We start from the raw sequence: 26,139 nt of genomic DNA, 5'->3' as shown, positions 1-26,139 counted from the left end.
ACCAATATGATTTTACTATACGCTCAGTTAATGATATAAGTAAAATTAATAGTTTAAATAATAGCTATAAGGAGAGCTTATATGATAGGGAAATTAGATTTATATCGTGTTTTTAGTGTCGTTGCAAAAAATAGTAGCTTTTCTAGGGCGGCTAAAGATTTATTTATGACACAACCCGCCGTTAGCCAAGCCATGATGCAGCTCGAAAGGGAGCTAGGCACTAGACTCTTCAACCGAACACCAAAGGGCGTCACATTAACGACAGAAGGAAAGTTGCTATTTGAATATACTAACTCGGCATTAGGTCTTTTAGATGCAGGGGAAGAAAAGCTGCTAGAATTTAAAAATTTAACGACAGGCCAATTGAAAATAGGGGTAGGAGATACAATTTCCCGCTTCTTTTTAATGCCATATCTTGAATCTTTTCATACGATGTATCCAAATATAAAATTGCAAATGTTAAATGGCACTACTTCGGAAATATGTAACTTTATAAAATCGGGTGAGGCTGATGTCGGGCTTTGCAATTTCCCGATAGAAGATGTCAGTTTACAATTAACCGCGTGCACGGAAGTTCAAGATATTTTCGTCTGTGGAGAGAAATATAAAACGCTCAAGTCAAAAAGCTTAAGTTTTGCGGATTTATTAAAGTTCCCCCTTATTTTTCTTGAGAAGAAATCGAACTCGAGAAACTATGTTGAAACTTATTTAATGTCAAAAGGTATTCAAATTGCACCGGAGTTTGAGCTCGGTTCACATGATTTAGTGCTTGAATTCGCACGTAGTAATTTAGGAATCGCATGTGTAACAAAGGAATTTTCAAAGGATTATTTACAGCGAGGGCTACTTTATGAATTACCACTTGTAGAAAGCATTCCAAATCGTAGTATTGGGATGTGTTATTTAAAAAGTGTTCCATTGTCCCGTGCTGCTACAAAATTTATCGAGATTATTGAACGTAAACAAGCTCGGAAGCAGATAAACCCCCGAACTTTAAAATAAGCTTAGCGACTAGATGATAGCCTGCTAAGCCTTTTTTTATGCTTCGCTTTTCTTTGTAATCAATTCAATCAGTGCATCAACATTTCGTTTGTTTTTCATTGTAGGAGAGTGTAGATAGGAAAATGTCCGGATAAATCGTTGTTCAGCAAGTGGCAAAATAGCAAGATCACCATTTCGAAGGTCGCGCTCAATTACACTGCCAGATAGTAAAGATAGGCCTAGTCCTTCAATCACACTTTCTTTCACACCTTGGTTGCTACTAATGGTTAAGAGTGATTGCACTTGAAGTCCGTTTGTTCTAAATAGATGATCTAAATAATTACGTGTACCTGAACCAACTTCACGTGCAACCCAATTTTGCCGTTGTAATTGTGGGATCGTGATAGCAGATTGTTGAACAAGAGGGTGGTCGTTTGCGCTAACTATAAATAACTCATCTTCCATAAAAGGATGAATAATAAGCTCGTTGTCATGTGCCTGACCTTCAATAAGCCCTATATCTACTTGTAATAGTTTAGTAAATCGAATAATTTCATCGGTATTGCCAATAATAACTTGTAGCTCTAATTGAGGGAATTTGTTCTGAAGTTTCGATAACATGACAGGCAATATATTTTCTCCAATTGTAAAGCTAGCCCCTATTACGAGCGTGCCTTGAATCGAATGATGATAAGCTAATATATCTTCCTTCGCTGCCTCAGCAATAGCCATAATTTGTTTGGCACGCTTATATAAAATCTCACCAGTTGGTGTAATTTGCACAGACTTTGGCGAGCGGATAAATAAAGTAGTTTGCAACGCTTGTTCAAGGTTTTTAATATGCAGACTGACACTAGGTTGGGAAATATGGAGAATTTCTGAGGCTTTCGTAAAGTTATTGACTTCAACTAATGTAACGAACGTTTTTAACGCATCGTATTGCATCGTATCACCCCTTATTATTAGAAAAATTAATAATTGTAATTATATATATGTATTTTACTGATGATTAACTTTTTTATAAAGTATAATCATCAAGAATGAAAGAAGTGGACAGCATGAATCAACAACAGGGGATAAAGAATTTACTAGCGCCACCATTTATGAAGGGGATTATCTTGACATTAGGTCTTGCCTTAGTGGCTAAGTATATTTCGACATTTCCTTTTTTCTCAATATTAGGTAAGCTTGTAATAGCAATCATACTTGGGATGGTATGGCGAGCAATATTTACTGTACCTGATGTCTGGCAAACAGGTATATCTTTTTCGAGTAAAAAACTATTGCGATTAGGTATTATTTTGCTGGGGATGCGCTTGAATTTAGCTGATATTTATCATGCAGGAGCGAGCGTCTTTTTGATTGCCTTTCTCAATTTAGTATTTGCTTTCTTTGTTGTTTACTGGTTAACTAAGGTATTTCATGTCGATAAAAAGCTCGGCATTTTAACGGCTTGTGGAACAGCTATTTGTGGAGCTGCGGCTGTTGTAGCGATTGCCCCTCAAATTAAGGCGAATGAAAAGGAAACTGCTGTAGGTGCAGCGATTGTCGCCTTGCTTGGCACAGTATTTACACTTATTTATACAGTGGTGTATTCACTTATTGGCTTAACACCGACACAATATGGCATTTTTGCAGGAGGTACATTGCATGAAATAGCTCACGTTATTGCAGCAGCGGCGGCGGGTGGCGATGAGGCTGTAGATATGGCGGTCATTGTAAAATTAACGCGTGTCGCTTTGCTCGTACCAGTAGCGATTGTAATTGGAATTATGTATCAAAGAAGAAACAAAGAACAAGGAAACAAAGCATTTTCGTTATCTATAATTCCTTGGTTTATTCTAGGTTTTTTAGTTATGAGCGCTATTAATTCGTTAGGAATAGTACCACCAGCATTTGCACAAACAGTCGTAAATTGCGCATATATTTTAATTGCTATGGCGATGGCAGGCTTAGGATTGAATGTAGAAATGAAAACATTTAAGCAATTAGGCATTAAAGCCTTTATCGCAGGACTGATTGGTTCGGTATGTTTATCAATAGTCGGTTATTTCTTAGTAGTAGTATTTCAATGACTAAGAATTGTTTGAGAATTGTTTGAGTGCCTGACACCAAGAAAAAACCATGCATATTTTCTAGAAATATGCATGGTTTTTTAGATAGAATCAGAAGATAATTTAAATAGGTTTACAATTTGTTATTAACGTTGTGCTTCGATAGAAGAAGCTAGCTCAGCAACGACAATTTTACTGCCGATAATTGGGCTGTTCTCAGGTTTTGCGCCTTCAGAGCCAGGCTCAGGACGGTGATGCGCCGCCGCAAAAGCATCGCTATTACGCCACGCTTGGAAATGCTCTTTCGATTCCCAGTACATATTAACGCTCATTTCGTCATATGTAGGATCGTCTGTAGAAATTAATACTTCTACTTTGTGAAAGCCCTCAAACTGTTGCAGTGGACCTGGCTTCGTAAAGTTTGGAGCCATTTTCGCAGCAAAGCCAGGCTTTACTTGAATACGATTGGTAACAATAATCATACTAATACCCCCTAATCATTTTATTGAAGATAAATTAAAGCAAAATCGAATGAATTATCAATGATTATCATTCGCAATCAATGATAAGTGTCCTAGGAAGTCATTGTCAACAAAATTGCAAAGGAAAACGATATTTCAAATGACGATATTGACTTCTATTCTTTATTATATCTCAACCAGTAGTTGTAGGCATTCTATAACTATCGTTACCATCTTGTTTTCAAATATACATACATAGGGTTCTTTTGTAGCGTGTGCTGACATTTTGTTGACATAAATAGATGCTATTATAAAAAATCAACAAGCAAGTGGCGAGGTGAGAAAGTGATGATAAAAATATTAGTGGTAGAAGATGAGTTTGCAATTAGCCAAGTACTGAAGGCTTATTTGCAAAAGGTTGGCTATGAAGTTATACAATGCTTTACTGGTGGTCGTGCATTGGAATTGTTTCTGGAGCACCAGCCAGATTTAGTGTTATTAGATATTATGTTACCTGAAAAAAACGGTTGGACAATTTTGCATGAAATTCGCAATGAGGGCTCTTGTCCAGTTATTATGTTAACGGCTTTAGGCGATGTAAATTACCGCTTAGAAGGGTTCGATCAAGGTGTGGATGATTATATTGCGAAACCATTTATAGCGGACGAAGTTGTTGCGCGAGTAAAAGCTGTTTTAAGACGATCTGAAAGCAAGCGAGAATCATCTTTAACGAAGCGATTTGGACAGTTGGAAATTGATATGCAGGCACATCAAGTGTTCCTCAATGGTCAAGAAATTGTGTTAACACCACGAGATTTATCGGTATTATTATTTTTAGCTGAGCATCCAAATCAAACATTCACTCGTGACCAGCTTATTGAACATGTGTGGGGATGGGAATACGAGGGCAGTGATCGAGCTGTCGATTTAGCAGTGAAGCGATTACGGAAGGCACTTACAGACTGGGATGAGGCAGAAGGAGAGATAAAAACATTACGAGGATTGGGGTATCAGTTAAGTGTTCAAAAAAAATAAGCGAATCTCCTTACTTCAATATTGGACGAGCCGTTACTTACTCACACTCTTTATAGGGCTAGCTATTATTTCTTTTATTTCTGCTAGTTGGATACGTCACACAACTTTGGAGAATCGACTAGACTTAATGAATTTTATAGCAGAGGAAACGGTTTATCGTTTGTCGGATTCAGCTGCTCCAAATAATAATACGCCCTCAGAAGGTATACCAGGCTTTATCGGCAATCGTGAACGCTTGAACATGAGGGAAATTGACCCAATCTTATATGTAGTTGATGGGAAAGGCAATATCTTGACAAGAAATCGTCCCATGCCACCGGGAAGTAGTGATAATGTGACTAACTTATTAGATGGAGAAGAGGGAACGAAAAAAATTGTTGTGGAAGCTGAAGGAAAAAAGATGGTTCATTATGTGGTGAAAAAGAAAATTGTAAAAGAGAATAAGGTTGTTGGCTGGGTGCTTGTGTTAGAGAAGAAGGAAAACTTGACGAAAGTTCAACAAGCATATGGACAACTAGCCATCATAATTGGAGCACTTGCTATCCTCGGCTGGGGAGCTATCTATTTTTTATCGAAGCGCTTAGTGCGTCCGATTAAGCAAGTAGCGGAAGCGGCTAAACAAGTACAAGAAGGCAATTATACATTTGAGTTACCTCAAAATAGTAAAGAGGAAGAAGTATTTGAACTTGTTACATCCTTTAAGGACATGGCCAATAAGTTACAACAACTCGAACGAACGCGAACGGAGCTGTTAGCAGGAGTTACCCATGAGTTAAAAACGCCCGTTACATCTATTAGTGGGTTGTTGCAGGCTGTAAGAGATGGCGTTGTAACGGGGGAAGATGCCAAAGAATTTATTCAAATGGCTCTTATAGAAACGACGAAAATGAAAACAATGGTTGGGGATTTATTAGCTTTTAACAGTTTTGCGGTGGATGCGATTCCTGTTAAGCTCGTAGCGCTCAATGTCAATCACATTGTACGGGATGCAGTGGCACAGTGGGAAGTGATGGAGGATGAGCAACATATTAAGATACAGGTGCACTATCTTCCGGAGCCGGTAAATGTGCAAGCTGATGTTGTACGTATACAGCAAATATTCACCAATCTTTTAACTAATGCAAAGCAAGCCATGCAGGCTGGTTACGTGACGATTACATTAAGGGAAAATCTTGATTGTGTTATTATTGCTGTACAGGATTCAGGAAACGGAATATCACAAGAAAATCAGGCATTTATTTTCGAGCGCTTTTATCGAGGTGAGAATAAAAAATATACTGTTCGAGGGCTAGGCTTAGGGCTTCCATTAAGTAAAATGATGGCTCAATCAATTGGCGGCGATTTACGATTAGTTGAAAGTAACCCTTCTGGAACATGTTTTGAAATAATAGTATTGAAAGCTACTACGCAGTAACGGCGTGGTAGCTTTTTGTTATGCCGTAAGAGTAAGGGTTGGGCAATGTAAAAATTTATTGAAGGAATTGTAAAGCTGACATCTGACTGACACATTAGCCCTTTATAGTAAGCAATGTAAACGAGGACATACACGAAAGGATGTTATAGAGAATGGCTATATATTCAAGGTTTACCAATATCATTGCCGTTCCTGTTGCCTTCGTGCTGCTGTTAACGGGATGTGGTGATAGTAGCGATTATGTGGCAACGGTGGACGGTGAAAAAATTCTTCAGACAGAGCTAGATCAGGCATTGCGCGAACAATATGGCGCAGAAGTGTTAGACACACTTATAAACAATAAAATCATTGCGCTTGAGGCAGAAAAAGAAGGTATTACTGTATTGGATAATGCTATTCAAGCGGAATATGATGAGCTGGTCGAGTCTTATGGCGGAAAGGCAGCTTTACAAGAGGCACTCGATGCCAATGGTCTAACTGTGGAAAGTGTTAAAGATAATATTCGCATGTATCAGTTGACAAAAGATGTTATGGCGAAAAGCATAGATATTTCGGATGAAGAATTACAGCAATATTTTGAAGAACACAAGGATGACTACGGTCAACAGGAGCAAGTGGCGGCTAGTCATATTTTCCTTGAAGATGAAGCAACTGCAAAAGAGGTTGAAGAGAAGTTAAAAGCGGGTGAAGACTTTGCAGAGTTGGCGAAAGCCTATTCCGTTGATACAGATACAAGAGAAGATGGTGGCGATCTAGGTTATATTCAGCGTGGTCAGATGGATGAGCAGTTTGAAGCGGCAGCATTCGCTCTTGAAAAAGGGGCTGTAAGTAGTGTCGTGCAGTCAGTAGAAGGTTATCACATTATTAAAGTAACAGGTAAAGAGCCTGCACAACAAGCTGTTTTTGAAGACGTTCAAGATGAAGTGTATGAAACCGTTTTAGAATCACGTATCAACGAAGAATATATGACATGGCTAACAACGAAACAAGAGCAATACAAGATTGAAAAGCAATAAAGGAAGGAGCGCTAATCATGCCTAAAGTAACATCTTTTAACCCAAATGGTCGGAAAGAAATTAAACAGGCAATCTCCTATCCGGACTATGCACTGTTAAAAAGTAAAATCCAGCATTTGATGAAGTTAGATCGTAACGCTGGTCCAGATGGAAAGTATTTAATTCGAAGCACATACTTCGATAATTTTGCGAACAAAGTATTGAATGAAAAAAAAGAAGGGTTTATTAATCGCGATAAATATCGGGTACGTATTTATGGGAAATCGGCTGCTTTAGTAAATTTAGAGCGTAAAAGTAAGCGCAATAATTTAACGTTTAAAACGAAATGTGTGATTTCACAAGCGGAGTACGAAAAGATGCGTATCGGGGACATAGATTGGATGGAAAATGATGACCGCCTATTAATACGGGAATTATTTTATGAGATGAAATATAACCAACTAAAGCCGACGACAGTTGTCGATTATGAGCGCGAGGCGTACATTTACCCTTTTGGTAATGTGCGTGTAACGTTTGATAGTAAGGTGCAGTCAAGCCTGCGCAATACCGAAATGTTCAATCAAAATCTGCCAATGGTGGATGTACTTGAGCCGAACCTTGTTATTTTAGAAGTGAAATATGATTCGTACTTGCCAGACATTATTAAGTATTTACTTCAATCTGTAGATACCCGTGCTGAAGCTTATTCGAAATACCAGCTTAGTCGTATGCACGTATAACAAAGGAGAAATAAAAAATGGATAATATGAATTTTAGTGATATTTTTAAATCAAATTTTCTAGAGAAAACGACCTCATTTTCATTAACCGATTCCATTATTGGATTAGTTGTTGCTTTCTTTGTTGGGCTATTTATTTACGCTGTTTATAAGAAAACCTTTAATGGTGTAATTTATTCCCACTCGTTTAATATTTCGTTGCTCATTATGACCATGGCAACAGCGCTCGTTATTATGGGGATTAGTTCCAACGTCTTGTTGTCACTTGGTATGGTAGGGGCATTATCCATTGTTCGTTTCCGTACACCGATTAAAGACCCAATGGATTTAGTGTATATTTTCTGGGCAATCGTATCAGGTATTCTTTGTGGAGCAGGATTTATTCCACTCGTTATTATCGGTGCTATATTAATAGGCTTAGTTCTACTAGTATTAGTAAATAAAATTACGATTGAAAATCCTTATTTATTAATTGTGAAATTTGAAGAAGATGTAGCTTGTGAAGAAGTTGAACGTATCATTGCTGCACAATCTAAAAAATTCGCGTTAAAATCAAAATCAATTATTCAAAATGATGAAGTTGAAACCACTTACGAAATTCGCGTAAAGCAAAATGATGCAAAGTTTATGGACAATGTAACAAAAGTACCTGGTGTCAAATCAGCAATTATGCTGAGCTACGATGGTAATTTCACAGCGTAATGGTTTTCTAACGGCGAACAAGAGAGGTGCAGTCAATGATTAAAAATCGCATTGTCTATACTAGTATGGCGATTCTCCTTCTACTCTTTGGCGTGATGGTGGCTCTGCTTCCAAACTTAAATATCGAAACAAAAAACACGGAATTTTCCTATGAGACGCTTGTGTTCAATAAAAGCAAAGTAACAACTGTAGATATTGAAATAGCTCAAGAGGATTGGGAGGACATGCTAGAAAATGCTGCTGATGAGGAGCTAAAGCAAGCCAATATTACGATAAATGGTAAGACAATAGAAAATGTGGCGATTCGTACAAAAGGAAACTTATCGTTACGTTCTGTTGTGAATAGTGACTCCGACCGTTATAGCTTGAAAGTCGATTTTGACTATTATGATGATACGCAAAGCTTATATGGACTGAAGAAATTAAATTTAAACAATAATTACAGTGATTCAACTTTAATGCGCGAATATATTTCGTATGAGCTGATGGAAAAAATGGGCTTACCGACGCCTGCTCACGCCTATATGTATGTCACGGTAAATGGTGAAGAGCGGGGTCTATATTTAGGTATAGAAGCGGTCGACGAAACATTTTTAGCGAATCATTACGGAGCCAACGATGGATTTTTATTTAAACCAGATGGTACAGGCAGTGATTTAAAATATATTAGCGATGATCTGGCCTATTATACGGGAATTGGTTTAAAAACGAATGAAGATAATGTTGAAAACTCAAAGCTAATTGATATGCTCGATGCCATTAATAATGGTGGAAATATCGAAAAATATTTAGATGTCGATGAGATGTTACGTTACTTTGCTGTAAATACAGCGCTAGTAAACTTAGATAGTTACCAAGGGAATATGAAGCACAACTACTATTTATATGAGGATAAGGGTGTGTTTTCAATTATACCGTGGGATTATAATATGTCATTTGGTGGCTTTGGTGTTGGTGGTGGAATGGGTGGTAATCCAAATCAAATGCAGACAAATGCAGTTGAGGAGGAAAATGGAGCTACCCCAGCGATAAAGCAACCACAAGGTGACCAGTCAAATGCTGAACAAATTCAAGAAAGACAAGCAAATGCCAACCGCAATAAAGGAGACTTCAATATGTTGGGCGGAATGACTGGAGATTTAATGGCGGATAGTGCCATTAATTTTAGCATTACGACACCAGTATCTGGGACAACTTTAGAAGAACGCCCACTATTAAATGCATTATTGTCTAATGAAGCGTACCGCGCTAAGTATGAAGGGTACTTAGAAAAATTAGCAACAAGCTATTTAACAGAAGATTATATTCAGTCGCTTACGAACAATTTAGCGTTGCTATTAACAAGCTATGAGGAAGCCGATCCTACAAAATTTTTCACAACAGAGCAGTTTTTAGAAGGTGTGGAGGGGGACAACAGTCTACCTGAATTTGCAAAACAACGTTCTGCATCGATTTTAAAGCAACTATCTGGTGAACTAGTTGTCGAAACAAGTGCAACTGCACAAGGAAATATGATGATGCCAAATGGTGATGTAAATGGCAACCCAATGCAAATGCCTGATGACTTTGACCCGAGTCAATTACCCGAAGACTTCGACCCTGCACAAGCACCTGAAGCTGGCGAGGGCAATGAACAGGGAGAAGGGGCGCGAGGTGGTCCAATGCAACGTCCAGAGGGAATGGGCAATCCAAATAAGGGCAATGAGCAGACGATGCAAGCAACAGGAATCGATCAAAGTACAGTGTTAACAGCAACCGCTTCGTTTTCATTTTTAGTAGCTGCTCTCCTCTTTGTTTTTAGATTTAATCGTAGAGGACGCTAAAAATACACGATATCCAAATTTTTTGGATATCGTGTTTGCTTTTTTACATGCTAAAATAAAGCATTCTTTTTTTTCGAGGAGTATCTAACTGATGAATGAACAACAATTTGATAAATTTTTGCATATTAATACGGTCGGTGAACAATATGGATTTCCTAAACTGGCTCACTACCATCGCTACGAGCCAACGCCCTATACTGGCTTAGAACAATTATTTTCCCAATATGAGATGCCGAAAAATCCAGTTTTTATTGATATGGGCTGTGGGAAAGGCAGGGTTCCTATTTATATTCATCATAAATTTCACATTCCGACAATTGGAGTTGAAATGGACGCAGGTTTTTATAAAGAGGCAGAGCATAACAAGGAAAGTTATTGCCGAAAAAAGGGCTCACAAGCGAACATTTCTTTTGTTCATACAATTGCGGAAAACTATAACATACAGCCACATGATAATGTTTTTTTCTTTTTTAATCCATTTTCCATTAATATATTCCGTACGGTTATTCATAATATATGGAAGTCTTATGAGCAACAGATGCGCGAAATCCATATTATTTTATACTATCCACCATACGATTATTTGCAGTTTTTACATCACGGTACCCCTTTTGAATTGATACATGAGGTGCATCTAGAACATGAAACAAATATAAATGAACGCCTTTGCGTGTTTGCAATAAAGTAATTTCCGTGCAAGAAGCGCCCTTTCCACAGGCACGGCTCCAACTAATTTTTGTGGCGGACGCTTTTTCCGCTCGTGTTATTCCTACAGGAGTGTTGCGCTTTCCACTCCAATCAACGGGAACAGCCCACTGGCAGCAAAGTTTGCTCCTAGTACAGTAAAAATATGTTTATTGATTATTTTTATTCAATCTAATTCGACGCTTAGAGCACGGGTAGCTCTAAGCTTTTTTTATAGCGTTGTATCGTTCTAATGCACGGGCTCGTGCTGTTTTATGATCTACGATTGGCAATGGATAGGTATCACCTAATGTGATTCCGGCTTGTTCCAAGATAGTAGTTGGTGCTGTTTGTGGCGCGTGTATATACTTTGCAGGGAGAAGTGCTAATTCAGGCACCCATTTTTTTATATAAGCACCATCTGCATCAAATTTCTCTCCTTGTAACGAAGGGTTGAAGATACGAAAATAAGGAGCAGAGTCGATACCCGTACCGCTTACCCATTGCCAACCCATAGCATTATTTGCTGCATTAAAGTCGACAAGCGTATGCTCAAACCATGCATAACCTTCTTGCCAAGGTTGTAATAAGTGTTTCACTAGAAAAGATGCAACAACCATTCTTACACGGTTATGCATATAGCCGGTTTCCCAAAGCTCACGCATCCCTGCATCAACAAGAGGATACCCCGTTTGTCCAGTTTTCCATGCTTCAAGACGAATGGAATGAGGCTCCCACTCAAAATGTTGAAAATTACTGCGTAATGAATCGGTAGAAAATGTAGGATAGTTCAATAGTTGATAAATCGAAAACTCTCGCCATATAAGTTGTCTTAAAAAGCTTTCTATCTGCTGACTAAATATTGTGTTGTCCTCATCATCTATTAGCTCTTGGCATGTTGCCCAAAGCAAGCGAATGCTAATGTTACCCACTGCAAGAAATGGCGACATTTTAGAAATGGTTTCTTTGGCAGGGTAATCTCGCTTATCTTGGTAGTCAAATAAACCTTGTTCTACGAAAAGTTCCCACTGCTCCATTGCCCCATCTATCCCAGGGTTCCAATAATGGTGAAACTTGTGATACCAATTACCATGCAGTAATTGCAATTGCTCTAAGGCTAGAGAGGATACCTTCGTAGCAAAAGCTCTAATATTAGTAGGTTGACCAAGCGGTTTACGCACGGGCTCCTGCAAACAACGCTTATAAAATGATGTAAAAATGGCATAAGGCTTGTTTTGTTGATTTTGAATGTTCGATAAGTTGAATAATGAATCACCATAGAATGCTTTTACTTCAATATTATTAGCCTGTAATATATTGGTTAGCTGCTCATCTTCATTTTGTTCAGTTGGAAGAAAACGCTCGTTAAAATATACAGCGTCCGCTTCAGTATCTAAAGCTAACTGTAGTACTTCTGAAATGACTTCACCCTTTCGTAAAATCAGTTGCGTGTTATAGTCATCAAGTGTCGCTTGTAGATTCTGAAGTGAATAGTACGTCCAAAAACTTTGAGCGGTATTGCACATTGAAAATTGCTCATTATGAATATAAACCGGTAAAATGACCCCTGATTTAGCTGCATGCCAGAGCGCGGGGTGATCATCTAGTCGTAAATCATTACGAAATAGTACAATTATTTTTTTATTCATTTTGAATCATCCTTTTATAGTTTAAAAATATACGTTAGTACAATAAGTCGTTGGATTAAAGCAAGGAGGACATTATGAAAACACTATTCAATCGTCAAGTAATGATAGCATCCTTAGTTGCGGGTTGCTTATTTGGTATTTTCTTTAAAGTTGTTGAAAATCTAACAGGAAGCCGCGTTTATACATTACTATTAAATGTCGATTATATACCGATTTTAAAAAATTATCGATTTCCAGAAGTGATTGAATTTTCCTTTCATCTCGTGATTTCGTGGTTCATAACAGCCATATTATATACCCTTCGTAATAAGTATAAGTGGAATAATGGTACGTTAATCAGAAATAGCATCGTACTTCAAATGATTATAGGATGTATGTTGTTTCCTACAACAACCTTCTCAACACGAACACCTAACTTTACAGATTTCTACGCATTTAGTTGGTGGCTTGCATGCCATATTTTGTATGGAGTATTGGTAGGGGTTCTTTTGAAAAAAAGATAAGCAGTTAAACTATAAAAGGAAAGCAATTTTTGCAAAATGGACATTATTTTTCTAACATCGAAAAAAATAGGATAAGAGGTTTCTGCTAATTTATACCAACAATTGATAGATAATTCACAAATAACTAATTATACTGAAAAATCACTCTAGACTAAATATAAAGAATGTTTTACAATGTAAAAGGCTTAATTGAATATTATCTAGCTTCAAAATTAGATAGTTATAAATAATTATTTTTGCTATTGAGGATTAGCCTTAGATTGTTTATAATTATCAGAAATATCTAACATTTGAGAATTTTCAGGGGGAATTAAATTATGAAAGAGAACAACAAGCTTAAAAAGTTCGGTTCACTTCTAGTCGCTTCTTCACTTCTTGCAGGCGTACTGGCAGGTTGCGGTGCTGGAGATAGTGATACAAGTTCGGGAGGCGGCTCATCATCAGGCGGCTCAAAAGATGGCGATACAATTAAAATCGGTGCAAACTTGGAGCTTTCAGGTAACGTAGCTTCTTACGGTTCTTCAATCGGATTAGGTGCAGAGTTAGCTGTTAAAGAAATTAACGATGCAGGCGGTATTGATGGCAAGAAGATTGAGCTTATTAAAGTAGATAACAAATCAGAAAACTCAGAGGCAACAGCAGCGGCTATTAAACTAGCGACGCAAGATAAAGTAGTAGCGATGATGTCTCCAGCAACTTCTGGTAACACCATTGCAACAGTTCAAATTGCGAATGATAACAAAATTCCTTTAGTTGGTGCAGCTGCTACAGCACCAAACGTAACAGTAAATGATGACGGTAGCGTTAATGAATATGCGTTCCGTACATGCTTTATTGACCCATTCCAAGGGATTGTCGCAGCAAACTTTGCAACGGGTGAGCTGAAAGCGAAAAACGTAGCCATTTTTGCTGATAACGCTTCTGACTATGCAAAAGGATTAGCAAAGTCATTTAAAGATACGATTGCTGAAAATGGCGGAAAAGTTGTGAAAGAAGAAGCTTATGTTGCGAAAGATACAGATTTCCGTACGCAATTAACAAACATCAAATCATCAAATCCTGACTTCATCTTTATCCCTGGATATTATGAAGAAGTGGGTCTAATTGTTAAACAAGCGCGTGAAATGGGCATTACAGTGCCACTTATGGGAGCAGATGGTTGGGATTCTCCAACTTTAGTTGAGTTAGCGGGCGCAGATGCACTGAATAATACGTACATCACAAACCACTATTCTGCAGAAGACCCAGATCAAAAAATTCAAGACTTTGTAAAAGCATTTAAAGCTGCCAATGGCGATAAAGCACCAGATGCATTTAACGCACTTGGCTATGATACGGTTTATTACATTGCAGATGCAATTAAACGTGCAGGGTCTACTGACGGTGAAGCAATTAAAAAGGCATTAGCTGAAACAAAGGATCTTTCTTTAGTAACAGGTACTTTCTCAGTTGACGAAAACCATAACCCAATTAAAACAGCAACAGTTCTTGAATTTAAAGACGGTAAACAAGTGTTCAACTCTAAAGTAAATCCTTAATTTTTAAGCAAGGGGGAGGCGGGCAACCTGCCTTCTCTTTTATTTTTTCATAGACAACTAGACTAATAAAAAAGCATAGATTCTAGCATAAGGAATCGGAAATACTTTTTATGAGGGACACGAGTTTTTCTGCATTCACTTTCACTATGTAGAAATAGGTCCCATTTTTGCATGCTTTAAAAAAATAATAAAGGAGTGAACGCTCATGGAATGGATACAACAGCTTGTGAATGGTATTTCACTAGGTAGTATCTACGCGTTAATAGCGTTAGGGTATACGATGGTATACGGTATTATTAAGCTCATTAACTTCGCCCACGGTGATGTTTTCATGATTGGGGCATTTATTGGCTTTTACGCAATTGCTAAATGGGAGCTGGGCTTCTTACCAGCATTATTATTAGCGATGGCAGTTTGCGCAATTTTTGGTGTATTAATAGAACGTATAGCATATAAACGGTTACGAAATGCGACGCGTATTGCTGCTTTAATTACAGCAATCGGGGTGTCGCTATTAATCGAATATACGACAATTTTCTTCAGAGGGGCACAGCCTGCAGCATATCCTGAAGTCATTAAAAATACAACATTTGATGTCTTCGGGGTTCAAATTAGTAGTACATCTATTTTAATTTTATCTGTCTCTATCGTACTGATGATTCTTTTACAATTCATCGTACATAAAACAAAAATTGGCAAGGCGATGCGCGCAGTTTCACATGATGCAGATGCGGCACGCCTAATGGGAATTAACGTAGATAATACCATTTCAGCAACATTTGCTATAGGTTCGGCATTAGCTGGAGCTGCGGGTGTAATCTTCGGTGTGTATTATACGAAAATTGACCCGTTAATGGGTGTTATTCCAGGGGTTAAAGCGTTCATCGCCGCGGTTCTTGGTGGTATTGGTATTATTCCAGGGGCAATGGTTGGCGGTATGCTACTAGGTGTCGTGGAATCATTTGTAAGTGCACTTGGATTCTCTTTATGGCGCGATGCAGCAGCATTTGTCATTTTAATTTTAATCTTGATTTTCAGACCATCGGGTATCTTCGGTAAAAACGCCCGCGAGAAAGTGTAGGTGAGCGGTAATGATGAAGAAGTCTAAAGTTTTCTGGGGCTATGCAGTATTAGCGCTAGTCATCTATGTGGTTGTTCAGGCACTAATTACAACAGAAGTAATTGACTTGTACTATAAAAATATGTTAATCACCATGTGCATTAACATCATGCTAGCTGTCAGCTTGCACATCGTTATCGGGGTTACGGGGCAATTCTCTATTGGACATGCCGGTTTCCTTGCAGTTGGTGCTTATATTTCAGCTATTATTACTACAAAGCTAATGCTGCCGTTCCCGTTAGCTATTTTCCTAGGGGCGCTTGCAGCAGCAGTAGCTGGTTTAATCGTAGGTATTCCAACACTACGTTTAAAAGGGGATTATTTAGCCATTGCAACACTTGGCTTTGCTGAGATTATTCGTATTGTCTTTTTAAATACGGATTACGTCGGTGGGGCAGCGGGGATGCAAGTGAAATATTTATCGAATTGGACATATGCATTCGTAGGAGTGGTATTGACGATTTTAGTTATTTCTAACTTTACAAATTCTCGCCATGGACGTGCTTGTATTTCGATTCGAGAAGATGAAATCGCTGCGGATGCCATGGGTATTAATACAACTTACTATAAAGTAGTAGCATTCGCGATTGGCTCTTTCTTTGCCGGTCTTGCAGGGGCTATTTTTGCACATAACTTCTACATTATTCAACCGACTACGTTCGGTTTCTTAAAATCATTTGATATATTAATTTACGTTGTGCTTGGAGGCTTAGGAAGTCTGTCAGGTTCTGTTATTGCAGCAGTATTTTTAACGTTGATTTCAACATACTTAGCGAACTTCCCAGAAACACGAATGATTATTTACAGCTTAGTATTAATCATTGTTATGCTATACCGTCCAACCGGTTTAATGGGGACAAAGGAAATTACGCACTTATTTAAGTTTGGTAAAAAAGGAGGTACAAAATAATGACTGGAAACCTTCTTATCAAAGTAGAGAACATGGGTATTCAATTCGGTGGTTTAAAGGCGGTACAGGGCGTTAATATGTACCTAAATCAAGGTGAATTAGTAGGGCTTATCGGGCCTAATGGTGCAGGTAAAACAACAAGCTTTAATATGCTAACTGGTGTGTATACGCCGACTGAAGGAACGATTACATTTAACGGATTAAAGTTAAATGGCCTTGCACCCTATCAAGTAACGCAAAAAGGTATTAGCCGTACGTTCCAAAATATTCGTCTCTTTAAAGAACTATCTGTATTAGATAATGTAAAAGTAGCGAACCATTCTTTAGCAAAACACTCTATGTGGTCATCTATTTTCCGTTTGCCAAGTCACTTTAAAGGTGAAGCGGCAATGGAACAGCAATCAACGGAATTCTTAAAAATATTTGGTTTAGATATTTATAAGAATGAGTTAGCAAAAAACCTTCCGTATGGTATGCAGCGTCGTCTGGAGATTGCACGTGCATTAGCGGCAAATCCAAAGCTATTGTTACTCGATGAACCAGCGGCAGGAATGAATCCACAAGAAACACACGACTTAATGGAACTAATTGCGTTTATTCGTAAAGAGTTTGGATTAACGATTCTACTAATTGAGCACGATATGAGCTTAGTAATGGGGATATGTGAACGAATTTACGTACTCGACCACGGGCAATTAATCGCTGATGGGACACCAGAAGAAATTCGCAACAATCCAAAGGTCATTGAAGCGTACCTTGGTGAGGAGGTTATCAGCTAATGCTAAAAGTACAAAATATTGATGTATTCTATGGAAATATTCAAGCATTGAAAGGCGTCTCTTTAGAAGTTAACGAAGGGGAAATTGTCACATTAATCGGTGCCAATGGTGCTGGTAAAAGTACATTGTTAAAAACTTTGTCAGGCTTATTAAAACCTAAAGGGGGCATCCTTGAATATGAGGGTTTCTCGATTGCAGGTAAGGCTGCACAAACCATTGTAAAATCAGGTATTTCACACGTGCCTGAAGGTCGCCGTGTATTCGCTAATATGTCAGTAGAGGAAAACCTTGAGCTTGGCGCATACTTGCGTAACGATAAGGCTGGCATAAAGAAAGATATGGATCATGTCTTTGAGTTATTCCCGCGTCTACTGGAGCGTCGTAAACAGCAATCTGGCACATTATCTGGTGGTGAGCAACAAATGTTGGCGATGGGTCGTGCATTAATGGCAAAACCAAAGTTGTTGTTAATGGATGAGCCTTCAATGGGGCTTGCACCACTTATGGTAAAAAATATCTTCAATATTATTGAACAAGTGAATAAAGAAGGTACAACGGTATTGCTGGTAGAGCAGAATGCCAATATGGCATTATCGGTAGCTGACCGCGCATATGTACTTGAAACAGGACGCATTGTATTATCAGGTACAGCGAAAGAGCTACAAGAAAGTGAACAAGTAAAAGCGGCATATTTAGGTGGTATGTAATCGGAAGGGGTGTCTCGGAATTGATTCGAGATACCCTTTTTCATGTTGTAGAACGACGATAATAGATGGAAGTAGCGCGAAACCTTTCTTTTTTGGTAAGGTGGGAAAAAGGAGTGAGGTTAGCATGCACTATTCAGCACAATATTTTATAGAAAAATTAGCATTGGCACAACATCCTGAGGGCGGATACTATATTTCTACGTTTAAATCGACAGAGGAAATAGCTGTAAGAGATGTAGAACGACCGATTTATACAAGCATTTATTTTTTATTACGTTCGCAAGATATCTCTCATTTACATCGGTTAAAGTCAGATGAGCTTTGGTATTATCATGCAGGTAGCCCATTAACGGTTCATATGATTTTCCCTGATGGTACATATGAGGCAAAAAAATTAGGCTTAAATATAGAAGCGGGTGAGGTGCCACAGGTGGCGGTGCCGAAAAATACGATTTTCGGTTCGTCTGTTGAGGATGCCAATACATTTAGTTTAGTAGGCTGCATGGTAGCACCAGGTTTTGATTTTGAGGACTTTGAGCTATTTACACAAGATGAGCTTTTAGCTGATTATCCGCAACATGAAGCGATTATTCGTAAAATGGCTTACGAGACGATTAAATAGTCACAAAGAGTTTAGCAAAGAGCACTAGGTACACCGCAGAAAGCGACTGCGCAGTAAAAAGTGGCTCCATACATTTTTGCTTTATGAAGAACTTATCTATTCTTGCTTTTGCAATAAATAAAACATTAGAAGGGTTCACTAGTTGTTGGTAGCGGAGGCGGTGACTCCTGCGGCAGCACACATCGTAAGACGCTGGCATTCCGCGCGTTAGCGAGGGTTGCGGCTTACGTGTGTGACCGCGGAAAGTACCGTCGAAGCCAACAACAACGGCGAGCAAAAAAGGTGTTAGATTGACTGCCATTAATCTAACACCTTTTCTCTTTTGTCCTAGATTACCATAAAATTTCTTCAGGGTAACTTGCATTGATTGGAATTTCATGTAGTGCTTTTTTTGTCGTACTGGCAACTTCGATTAATTGCGATTTAAGTGCAACGTATTCCTCATCCTCTAACATTAAACGAAGTGCAAAGGAGGCTAAATGCGCTTTGCGTGTTTGCGTATTTAAATCTATGTATTCTAAATTTAGTACATCTACATACTGCGTAGCATAGCGGAAGGTTAAAGGGCTCTTAGAATGAATCATCCTTAAAAATACTAAAAATTCATCTTCCGTAAGCTCTTGCTCCAGACAGTCAGCAACCGCTGCTTGGAATTTACGAATCGTTGCCACATCACCATTCCAATCGGAAGAATCAATCAATTCCTGATGTAAGCGAATGAAATCATTTAAAGCAATCGCTGTAAAAGAAGCTCCTACACAGTACCTCTGTCCCGTAGTAGACATTTTTAGTTGGAAAAATCGTTTCATGTCGAGAAAGTATACTTTTGTTCAGTCCATTACTGACAAATGCAAGCTGATGCTCACCTTGCATTGCTTGATGGAGATTACGGCAAATACCAAGAATGCGAAGTCGCGCACCTTGGTAATCATAGTATTTGTTTTCATCTCCAGTTACTTGATAAATCGCTTGAATAAGGGCATCTAAATCCCAAAAGTCACCGCTTATTCGTACACCCGTAAGTTGTTCAGTACTTTGAATAGAAAGCATCTTTCCAATCCTCCCAATTGCTTTATTTTACTGTGTAATGAAGTAGTTTAAATAATTCTGCTCGCTCTTTATCAGTTAAATCGCGCCATTGACCAACCTTTAAATTGCCAAGCTTAATATTCATAATGCGTATGCGCTGTAATCGTTTAACGGAATACCCTAATGCTGAACACATACGGCGTATTTGGCGATTTAAGCCTTGCTCTAAAATAATTTTAAACACTTTATCTGAAATTTTTTCAACGTAGCAAGGTAATGTCGTTGTATCTAAAATATCAACGCCTGCAGCCATCTTTTTAATAAATTGTTCTGTTATCGGCTTATCAACTTGTACGATGTATTCTTTTTCATGGTGGTTTTCTGCACGTAGAATTTTATTTACAATATCGCCATCATTGGTCATTAATAATAATCCTTCAGATTCCTTATCCAGTCGACCAATATGGAAAATGCGTAGAGGATGATTGATAAAATCAACGACATTTCCTTTGATATGACGCTCTGTTGTACTTGTAATACCAACTGGTTTGTTTAAGGCAATATAAACTAGTTGCTCTTCTTTTTTTACCTCTTTGCCATCCACACAAACAATATCGCCCGCTTCTACTTGGCTGCCCACAGTAGCAAGTACGCCATTGATTGTTACTTTACCTTCTTCGACCCATTTATCAGCACCACGACGAGACACGATGCCCGCTTCACTTAAATATTTGTTAATTCTCATATAGTTCTCCTAAACATTTTATCGTAGCTTAAGTATACCCTATCGTTGTTTATAGCGTGAATTCTAGAAGCTTTTCTACTAAAAATAAATATTACAAAATTTTAATTTAAAAAGTTGAAATAATCATGCATTTCTGACAATATAGTGGGTAAGAAGGTTTCTATGAAAATATCGTTATTTCGATATATAATTACGATTTTTCTAGATATTTTCTATTATTTTGTGTAAAGGGGAGAAGTAAAATGGTTTATGCATTTCCAAACACTGAAGGATCGGTAGTTCAATTCAAAGAAAGATACGATAATTACATTGGTGGAGAATGGACACCCCCAGTGAAAGGTCAATACTTCGATAATGTCACTCCTGTTACTGGACAAGTTTTTACACAAGCAGCGCGTTCCTCTGCTGAGGATATTGAACTTGCACTTGATGCAGCACATGCCGCAAAAGATGCATGGGGACAAACATCCGCTACAGAGCGTGCTAACATTTTACTTAAAATTGCGGACCGTATTGAACAAAACTTAGAAAAGTTAGCTGTTGCCGAAACATGGGATAACGGTAAGGCAGTACGGGAAACGTTAAATGCAGATATCCCTTTAGCCATTGATCATTTCCGTTATTTTGCTGGTGCATTACGTGCACAAGAAGGCGCGCTAAGTCAAATTGATAATGATACGGTTGCTTACCATTTCCATGAGCCAATTGGGGTAGTGGGTCAAATCATTCCTTGGAACTTCCCAATATTAATGGCTGTATGGAAACTAGCTCCTGCCCTTGCTGCTGGCAACTGTGTTGTGTTAAAGCCAGCAGAGCAAACACCAGTATCTATTATGGTATTAGTAGAGTTGATTGGTGATTTATTGCCACCAGGCGTACTAAACGTGGTGAACGGATTCGGTTTAGAAGCAGGAAAACCACTTGCATCTAACCCTCGTATTGGCAAAATTGCCTTTACAGGTGAAACGACAACAGGTCGTTTAATTATGCAATATGCTTCTCAAAACCTTATTCCAGTTACGTTAGAATTGGGCGGAAAGTCTCCAAATATTTTCTTTGAAGATATTATGGATGAAGATGATGCCTTTTTAGATAAAGCGGTAGAGGGCTTCGTATTGTTTGCCCTGAACCAAGGTGAAGTTTGTACATGCCCTTCACGTGCATTAATTCAAGAATCGATTTATGACAAGTTCATGGAGCGTGTATTACAACGTGTTGAAGCGATTCAAGTTGGGAATCCGTTAGATCCAAATACAATGATGGGTGCACAGGCTTCAAGTGAGCAAATGGAAAAAATTCTGTCTTACTTAGATATTGGTAAACAAGAAGGTGCACAATGTCTAATTGGAGGCGAGAAAAATAATGTAGGGGCAGGCTTTGAAAATGGCTACTACGTTAAACCAACTGTCTTCAAAGGGCACAATAAGATGCGTATCTTCCAAGAAGAAATTTTTGGCCCAGTTGTTGCAGTGACAACATTTAAAACAAAAGAAGAGGCATTGGAAATTGCCAATGATACATTGTATGGATTAGGTTCGGGCATTTGGACACGTGATATGAATACAGCTTATCGTTTTGGACGTGGTATTCAAGCGGGGCGTGTTTGGACAAACTGCTACCATGCATATCCTGCACATGCAGCGTTCGGTGGCTATAAAATGTCAGGAATCGGTCGTGAGACACATAAGATGATGCTATCGCATTATCAACAAACGAAAAACTTATTAGTAAGCTATAACGAAAACAAACTTGGTTTCTTCTAATTAGTAAGGAGGTGCTAACGCGTGGTTGAACGTGTTTTAGCAACAGAAGAAGCGCTGGCACTAATCGAATTATTGAAGGAAAAGCATGGACCGGTTATGTTTCATCAATCAGGGGGATGCTGCGATGGCTCCTCTCCGATGTGTTATCCTGACGGTGACTTAATATTAGGTGAGCAGGATATATGTTTAGGTAAGGTGGGGGGCACACCATTTTATATGCACAAAAACCAATATGATTATTGGAAGCATACACAAATTATTTTAGACGTAGTTGACGGCAGAGGCGGTATGTTCTCTCTTGAAGGCGTAGAAGGTAAGCGGTTTTTAACAAGGTCTAGAGCTTTTTCGACAGAAGAGTTAAAAGAGCTAGGTTTAATCGAATAGTTAGGGACAGCGGCAAAAAGCATTTTTGTCGCTGTTTTTTTATGCTAATTTTTTTGGAAAAGAGTATGTAGACTTACGTTAGTTGTGGAATTTCGCAATAATAAATAAAGTTGTATTCGGTGTTGTAAAGTTTGAGTGAATAAGTATTTTTTTATGGTTCTTTCAATCATAATAAAGCCCCCCATTCATCGTGTATTATCGTTATTTAACCATATAATACCTAATTCTTACATTAATTTAAGTTTACTTTTTATGTTTTTTGTTACAAAATGATTGAATCTTTACAACAGAATATTACGTAAATAGTGAAAAGGAGTGTGCGGAAGATGGATATTGTTATAATTGAAAACCAATTTACACAAACGGTAGAGGCTGTATCGAAGGTTGCAGGAAGGGCAGTTGATCGCAAAATTATCTTAGCTATTGCCAGCACATATGTTGCAGCAGGGAAAATGTTTGATACAGAAAAGTTTAAAGCTACTATAGAAGAAATTAAGAATCAAACATCGTGGATGTCGCCATTGCGTACATCAATCGGGTAGCAAATATGATGGAGCAAGATCGTACGGAGCAAGCAGTAAATACGCTATTGAAAAACGAAAAGATATAATGGAGGAATGCCAACTTATCCAGATTGTTATCACATTATTGAAGAAATGAAGGATCGTCATCCAATTACGTGTGTTACATGATAGATGTTAAAGTTAAGCAAGGTTGGAGTGTAAAATAATTAAATATGAATAAATTATTATTGAATACTACAAATAACGAAGAATTAGAAAAACTACTACTCATAAATGTAATAGGTTTAATTGAGGCGTTAAAAAAAGATTTATTAACAATCGAAGAAACTGAAAAAGTTTTATTTAACCCTTATACTATGGATTTATTACAGTCTAAAGGAATTTCAAAAGAAATATTAGAAATTATTCATCTAGGCACTGAATTAGAAGATATAGTGAGTCTAATGCCTGAAAAATTATTTGAAAGTTTAAGCGAAATTGAATATGAAAGTATTGCTCAATTAGAACAAAGAAAAGCATATAAATTTCGAAATAAAGTTATTGAATCAATAAATTGATTCATTTGATTTTAAGTAGTAGTAGAAAGAGGACAATGTGTACTTCTCTAGAGCAGCTCGTTTTATCATGCTAAACGAGCTGCCTTTTTTTATACTGTGTTATACAAAGATTAATTTTCAAATGAATAAAGGTCAACTTCAGCAAATTATTGATTTGTCTCATGAATTAAAGGGAATGAAATTATTGAAGTGGCATCAAGAATTTGTGTTGTTTATGGCGGTTCAAATGGCTATTTATGATATGGCTAAAGTGCAACAATCATTATCTATGGCAATTATGTCATCTATTGAATTACTAATTCAGGCACAACAGGCGGCGATGATATCCGCCATGACCGCAGCAGCAGTAGCGTCAAATTCCAGCACTTCATGATAAACTAAAGAGGAACAGAATATTCGGAGGTGTATTGAAAATGAACGAAACAAAGCTTTGGATAAATGGACAATGGCAAGAAGCGAAGGAAACCTATGAATTAACTTCGCCTTATAACGGTGAGATTATTGCAAAGGTTGCCAAGGCATCTGTTTCAGATGTTGAGCAAGCAATTGAAGGTGCCCAAAATGCTTTTCTTTCATTTAAACAAACTACTGCATACGACCGTGCCGAAATTTTATATAAAGTAGTCGACATTATGCGACGTCGAAAAGACGAATTGGCCGAAATTTTAGCACAAGAGGCGGGTAAACCTATTTCAGCAGGTTTACCTGAAATAGAACGCACGATTGCAACCTATCAGTTTGCAGCCGAAGGAGCGAAACAGGTGAAAGGGGAAACGGTACCGATGGATGCTGCGCCTGGAGCTGGCGACCGCATTGGCTGGACAAAGCGTGAGCCATTAGGCGTTATTTCTGCCATTACACCGTTTAACTTTCCTTTTAATTTAGTTGCGCATAAATTGGGACCTGCCTTTGCTGTGGGGAATACGGTCGTGTTAAAGCCCGCAACCCAAACACCGCTCAGTGCAATTGTAATGGCGGAAATATTTAAAGAAGCAGGATTACCAGATGGCGCTCTACAAATCGTTACGGGTAGTGGAGGTGAGCTAAGTGACACACTTGTGACTCATCCATTCGTGAAAAAAGTGACCTTCACTGGAAGTGGTAAGGTTGGATTAGGCATAAAAGAAAAAGTAGGCTTGCGCAAAGTAACGTTAGAGCTAGGCTCAAATGCGGCGGTGATTGTTGAGCCATCGACCCCTATTGAAAAAATTGTCGCGCGTTGTGTTAGCGGAGCGTTTAGCTTTGCAGGACAAGTGTGTATTTCGCTTCAGCGTATTTATGTACATGCCTCGATTGTTGATGCTTTTACAAAAGCATTTGTAGCTCAAACGGAAAAGTTAGTTGTCGGTGATCCACTCGATAAAAATACAGATGTCAGTGCCATGATTAATCCGAATGAAGTTAGTCGTATTCGTGCATGGATTGAGGAAGCGAAGGCTCAAGGTGCAGTGGTTGCTACGGGTGGAACATTTACTGAACGTACATTAACGCCAACAGTAATGACAAACGTGACTGCCGATATGAAAATTGTTTGTCAGGAAACATTCGCGCCAATCGTGTCAATTGTTTCATATGAAACATTAGACGACGCAATTCGACTAGTGAATGAGTCGGAACTTGGCTTAAATGCAGGAATTTTTACGAATGTCTTGCCAGATGCATTACGTGCAGCCGATGAATTACAAGCAGGTGCTGTTATTATTAATGATATTCCAACATTCCGAATCGATAATATGCCATATGGCGGTGTGAAAATGAGTGGCTACGGTCGAGAGGGTATTAAATGGGCGATTGAAGAAATGACGGATATGAAGTTTATAACGATGAAAAAATCATTCTAAATTTGCATCCATTCTTTTTCTACGATACGATGACGAAAGGACATTACATGAAAGGAAGTAACTAGAACTATGACAACCAATGCTGTACCCATGAGCCAATCACGTACGGTTCAGACGCGTCTCGTATTACCACCGGATACTAATAATCATAATTCCATTTTTGGTGGAAGAGTGTTAGCTTATATTGATGAAATTGCGGCAATTACAGCGATGAAGCATGCAAAAGGGCATGTTGTCACTGCCTCCATTGATTCTGTTGATTTTTTATCAGCAGCGCATGTGGGTGATATTCTTGAAATTGAAAGTATTGTGTCATCTACAGGACGTTCATCTATGGAAGTCTATGTCCGTGTTATTTCTCGTAACATTGAGACGGGTGAAGAAAAATTAACAACCGAATCATTTGTAACGATGGTTGCAGTAGATGATGATGGTAAACCGAAGGCTGTTCCTGCTATTTTCCCAGAAACGGATGCAGAAAAACGGTTATTTGAAACAGGTCCGGCTCGACGAGAGCATCGCAAGCAAAAACGTGCTTTGGCACATTAAAACGAAAAGGAAATTGATACGATGTGATCAA

General features: G+C 38.3%; 30 protein-coding genes. 23 read left to right on the top strand and 7 right to left on the bottom strand.

Annotated features, from left to right (window positions below; genetic code table 11):
- The first annotated feature begins 81 nt into the window (after nucleotides 1-81).
- Nucleotides 82-1,002 carry a LysR family transcriptional regulator gene (locus LO754_RS22960; RefSeq protein WP_029747416.1) on the top strand — a complete coding sequence of 307 codons (921 nt, stop codon included), beginning with the start codon at nucleotides 82-84 and terminating at the stop codon, nucleotides 1,000-1,002.
- A gap of 36 nt (nucleotides 1,003-1,038) precedes the next feature.
- Here the strand turns inward: LO754_RS22960 and LO754_RS22955 are convergent, their stop codons facing one another.
- Nucleotides 1,039-1,926 carry a LysR family transcriptional regulator gene (locus LO754_RS22955; RefSeq protein WP_231785320.1) on the bottom strand — a complete coding sequence of 296 codons (888 nt, stop codon included), beginning with the start codon at nucleotides 1,924-1,926 and terminating at the stop codon, nucleotides 1,039-1,041.
- A gap of 113 nt (nucleotides 1,927-2,039) precedes the next feature.
- Here LO754_RS22955 and LO754_RS22950 point away from each other — a divergent pair, with 113 nt between their 5' ends.
- Complete coding sequence (locus LO754_RS22950) at nucleotides 2,040-3,056, top strand: YeiH family protein (protein WP_231785319.1); 1,017 nt, start codon at nucleotides 2,040-2,042, stop codon at nucleotides 3,054-3,056.
- Between the two features lie 125 nt (nucleotides 3,057-3,181).
- Here LO754_RS22950 and LO754_RS22945 read toward each other — a convergent pair whose 3' ends face one another.
- Nucleotides 3,182-3,517 carry a heme oxygenase gene (locus LO754_RS22945; protein WP_024364429.1) on the bottom strand — a complete coding sequence of 112 codons (336 nt, stop codon included), beginning with the start codon at nucleotides 3,515-3,517 and terminating at the stop codon, nucleotides 3,182-3,184.
- A 327-nt stretch (nucleotides 3,518-3,844) separates the two neighbouring features.
- Here LO754_RS22945 and LO754_RS22940 point away from each other — a divergent pair, with 327 nt between their 5' ends.
- From LO754_RS22940 to LO754_RS22910, 7 genes are all read left to right on the top strand, one after another.
- Complete coding sequence (locus LO754_RS22940; RefSeq protein ID WP_231785318.1) at nucleotides 3,845-4,531, top strand: response regulator transcription factor; 687 nt, start codon at nucleotides 3,845-3,847, stop codon at nucleotides 4,529-4,531.
- Nucleotides 4,515-5,945, top strand: a complete 1,431-nt coding sequence (locus LO754_RS22935; RefSeq protein WP_231785317.1) for a sensor histidine kinase — start codon at nucleotides 4,515-4,517, stop codon at nucleotides 5,943-5,945. The genes LO754_RS22940 and LO754_RS22935 overlap by 17 nt, the downstream gene beginning before the upstream one ends.
- 152 nt (nucleotides 5,946-6,097) lie before the next feature.
- Nucleotides 6,098-6,961 carry a peptidylprolyl isomerase gene (locus tag LO754_RS22930; RefSeq protein WP_029747415.1) on the top strand — a complete coding sequence of 288 codons (864 nt, stop codon included), beginning with the start codon at nucleotides 6,098-6,100 and terminating at the stop codon, nucleotides 6,959-6,961.
- Between the two features lie 17 nt (nucleotides 6,962-6,978).
- On the top strand, nucleotides 6,979-7,680 hold the full coding sequence (locus tag LO754_RS22925) for a polyphosphate polymerase domain-containing protein (RefSeq protein ID WP_024364426.1): 702 nt from the start codon (nucleotides 6,979-6,981) through the stop codon (nucleotides 7,678-7,680).
- 17 nt (nucleotides 7,681-7,697) lie between these two features.
- On the top strand, nucleotides 7,698-8,381 hold the full coding sequence (locus LO754_RS22920) for a DUF4956 domain-containing protein (RefSeq protein WP_024364425.1): 684 nt from the start codon (nucleotides 7,698-7,700) through the stop codon (nucleotides 8,379-8,381).
- 35 nt (nucleotides 8,382-8,416) lie between these two features.
- Nucleotides 8,417-10,204: a CotH kinase family protein gene (locus LO754_RS22915; RefSeq protein WP_231785316.1), complete on the top strand. Its 1,788-nt coding sequence runs from the start codon at nucleotides 8,417-8,419 to the stop codon at nucleotides 10,202-10,204.
- Between the two features lie 91 nt (nucleotides 10,205-10,295).
- On the top strand, nucleotides 10,296-10,892 hold the full coding sequence (locus LO754_RS22910; RefSeq protein WP_025220862.1) for an SAM-dependent methyltransferase: 597 nt from the start codon (nucleotides 10,296-10,298) through the stop codon (nucleotides 10,890-10,892).
- Nucleotides 10,893-11,109: 217 nt separating this feature from the next.
- On the opposite strand, the gene LO754_RS22905 is transcribed toward LO754_RS22910, so the two are convergent.
- Nucleotides 11,110-12,537 (bottom strand): cryptochrome/photolyase family protein, encoded by a 1,428-nt coding sequence (locus tag LO754_RS22905; protein ID WP_231785315.1) that lies wholly within the window; start codon nucleotides 12,535-12,537, stop codon nucleotides 11,110-11,112.
- Nucleotides 12,538-12,611: 74 nt separating this feature from the next.
- On the opposite strand from LO754_RS22905, the gene LO754_RS22900 reads away from it, so the two are divergent.
- From LO754_RS22900 to LO754_RS22870, 7 genes are all read left to right on the top strand, one after another.
- Nucleotides 12,612-13,040 carry a hypothetical protein gene (locus LO754_RS22900; protein WP_231785314.1) on the top strand — a complete coding sequence of 143 codons (429 nt, stop codon included), beginning with the start codon at nucleotides 12,612-12,614 and terminating at the stop codon, nucleotides 13,038-13,040.
- Nucleotides 13,041-13,357: 317 nt separating this feature from the next.
- Nucleotides 13,358-14,578 (top strand): ABC transporter substrate-binding protein, encoded by a 1,221-nt coding sequence (locus tag LO754_RS22895; protein WP_024364420.1) that lies wholly within the window; start codon nucleotides 13,358-13,360, stop codon nucleotides 14,576-14,578.
- Between the two features lie 205 nt (nucleotides 14,579-14,783).
- Entirely contained in the window at nucleotides 14,784-15,659 is an 876-nt protein-coding gene (locus LO754_RS22890; protein WP_024364419.1) for a branched-chain amino acid ABC transporter permease, read from the top strand.
- A 13-nt stretch (nucleotides 15,660-15,672) separates the two neighbouring features.
- Nucleotides 15,673-16,608, top strand: coding sequence for a branched-chain amino acid ABC transporter permease (locus LO754_RS22885; RefSeq protein ID WP_024364418.1), 936 nt, complete (start codon nucleotides 15,673-15,675; stop codon nucleotides 16,606-16,608).
- Nucleotides 16,608-17,387: an ABC transporter ATP-binding protein gene (locus LO754_RS22880; protein WP_024364417.1), complete on the top strand. Its 780-nt coding sequence runs from the start codon at nucleotides 16,608-16,610 to the stop codon at nucleotides 17,385-17,387. The genes LO754_RS22885 and LO754_RS22880 overlap by 1 nt, the downstream gene beginning before the upstream one ends.
- A complete protein-coding gene (locus tag LO754_RS22875) occupies nucleotides 17,387-18,094 on the top strand; it encodes an ABC transporter ATP-binding protein (RefSeq protein WP_024364416.1) in 708 nt (235 codons plus the stop codon). Before LO754_RS22880 ends, LO754_RS22875 begins: the two co-directional genes overlap by 1 nt.
- A 124-nt stretch (nucleotides 18,095-18,218) precedes the next feature.
- On the top strand, nucleotides 18,219-18,716 hold the full coding sequence (locus LO754_RS22870) for a cupin domain-containing protein (protein ID WP_024364415.1): 498 nt from the start codon (nucleotides 18,219-18,221) through the stop codon (nucleotides 18,714-18,716).
- Here the strand turns inward: LO754_RS22870 and LO754_RS22865 are convergent.
- From LO754_RS22865 to rluF, 4 genes are read right to left on the bottom strand one after another with little or no spacing between them, the layout of a single operon-like run.
- Nucleotides 18,709-19,017: a hypothetical protein gene (locus LO754_RS22865; protein WP_231785313.1), complete on the bottom strand. Its 309-nt coding sequence runs from the start codon at nucleotides 19,015-19,017 to the stop codon at nucleotides 18,709-18,711. The genes LO754_RS22870 and LO754_RS22865 overlap by 8 nt on opposite strands.
- Before the next feature lie 31 nt (nucleotides 19,018-19,048).
- On the bottom strand, nucleotides 19,049-19,525 hold the full coding sequence (locus LO754_RS22860; protein WP_231785312.1) for a DUF6904 family protein: 477 nt from the start codon (nucleotides 19,523-19,525) through the stop codon (nucleotides 19,049-19,051).
- Nucleotides 19,440-19,766 carry a DUF6904 family protein gene (locus LO754_RS22855; RefSeq protein WP_231785311.1) on the bottom strand — a complete coding sequence of 109 codons (327 nt, stop codon included), beginning with the start codon at nucleotides 19,764-19,766 and terminating at the stop codon, nucleotides 19,440-19,442. Before LO754_RS22855 ends, LO754_RS22860 begins: the two co-directional genes overlap by 86 nt.
- A gap of 22 nt (nucleotides 19,767-19,788) precedes the next feature.
- Complete coding sequence (rluF, locus tag LO754_RS22850) at nucleotides 19,789-20,490, bottom strand: 23S rRNA pseudouridine(2604) synthase RluF (RefSeq protein WP_069514256.1); 702 nt, start codon at nucleotides 20,488-20,490, stop codon at nucleotides 19,789-19,791.
- 242 nt (nucleotides 20,491-20,732) lie between these two features.
- On the opposite strand from rluF, the gene adh reads away from it, so the two are divergent.
- The 7 genes from adh to LO754_RS22815 all read left to right on the top strand — a co-directional run bounded on the left by adh (nucleotide 20,733) and on the right by LO754_RS22815 (nucleotide 26,108).
- Complete coding sequence (gene adh / locus LO754_RS22845) at nucleotides 20,733-22,253, top strand: aldehyde dehydrogenase (RefSeq protein ID WP_024364412.1); 1,521 nt, start codon at nucleotides 20,733-20,735, stop codon at nucleotides 22,251-22,253.
- Nucleotides 22,254-22,274: 21 nt separating this feature from the next.
- The gene (locus tag LO754_RS22840) at nucleotides 22,275-22,637 is read left to right on the top strand and encodes a DUF779 domain-containing protein (RefSeq protein ID WP_024364411.1); all 363 of its coding nucleotides are present in this window, start codon (nucleotides 22,275-22,277) and stop codon (nucleotides 22,635-22,637) included.
- A 326-nt stretch (nucleotides 22,638-22,963) separates the two neighbouring features.
- Nucleotides 22,964-23,179: a hypothetical protein gene (locus tag LO754_RS22835; RefSeq protein ID WP_231785310.1), complete on the top strand. Its 216-nt coding sequence runs from the start codon at nucleotides 22,964-22,966 to the stop codon at nucleotides 23,177-23,179.
- A gap of 194 nt (nucleotides 23,180-23,373) precedes the next feature.
- Nucleotides 23,374-23,718 (top strand): DUF3969 family protein, encoded by a 345-nt coding sequence (locus LO754_RS22830; RefSeq protein WP_024364409.1) that lies wholly within the window; start codon nucleotides 23,374-23,376, stop codon nucleotides 23,716-23,718.
- A gap of 37 nt (nucleotides 23,719-23,755) precedes the next feature.
- Entirely contained in the window at nucleotides 23,756-24,091 is a 336-nt protein-coding gene (locus LO754_RS22825; RefSeq protein ID WP_024364408.1) for a hypothetical protein, read from the top strand.
- 40 nt (nucleotides 24,092-24,131) lie between these two features.
- Complete coding sequence (locus LO754_RS22820; protein WP_108031062.1) at nucleotides 24,132-25,559, top strand: aldehyde dehydrogenase family protein; 1,428 nt, start codon at nucleotides 24,132-24,134, stop codon at nucleotides 25,557-25,559.
- Between the two features lie 69 nt (nucleotides 25,560-25,628).
- Entirely contained in the window at nucleotides 25,629-26,108 is a 480-nt protein-coding gene (locus tag LO754_RS22815; protein WP_024364406.1) for an acyl-CoA thioesterase, read from the top strand.
- Nucleotides 26,109-26,139: the final 31 nt, after the last annotated feature.

It is taken from the genome of Lysinibacillus sp. GJ-1 (assembly GCF_021166035.1).
In the GTDB taxonomy this organism is placed as follows: domain Bacteria; phylum Bacillota; class Bacilli; order Bacillales_A; family Planococcaceae; genus Lysinibacillus; species Lysinibacillus sphaericus.
Note: the sequence above shows the minus strand (reverse complement) of the source record. Positions and strands in the feature narration are given on the sequence as shown.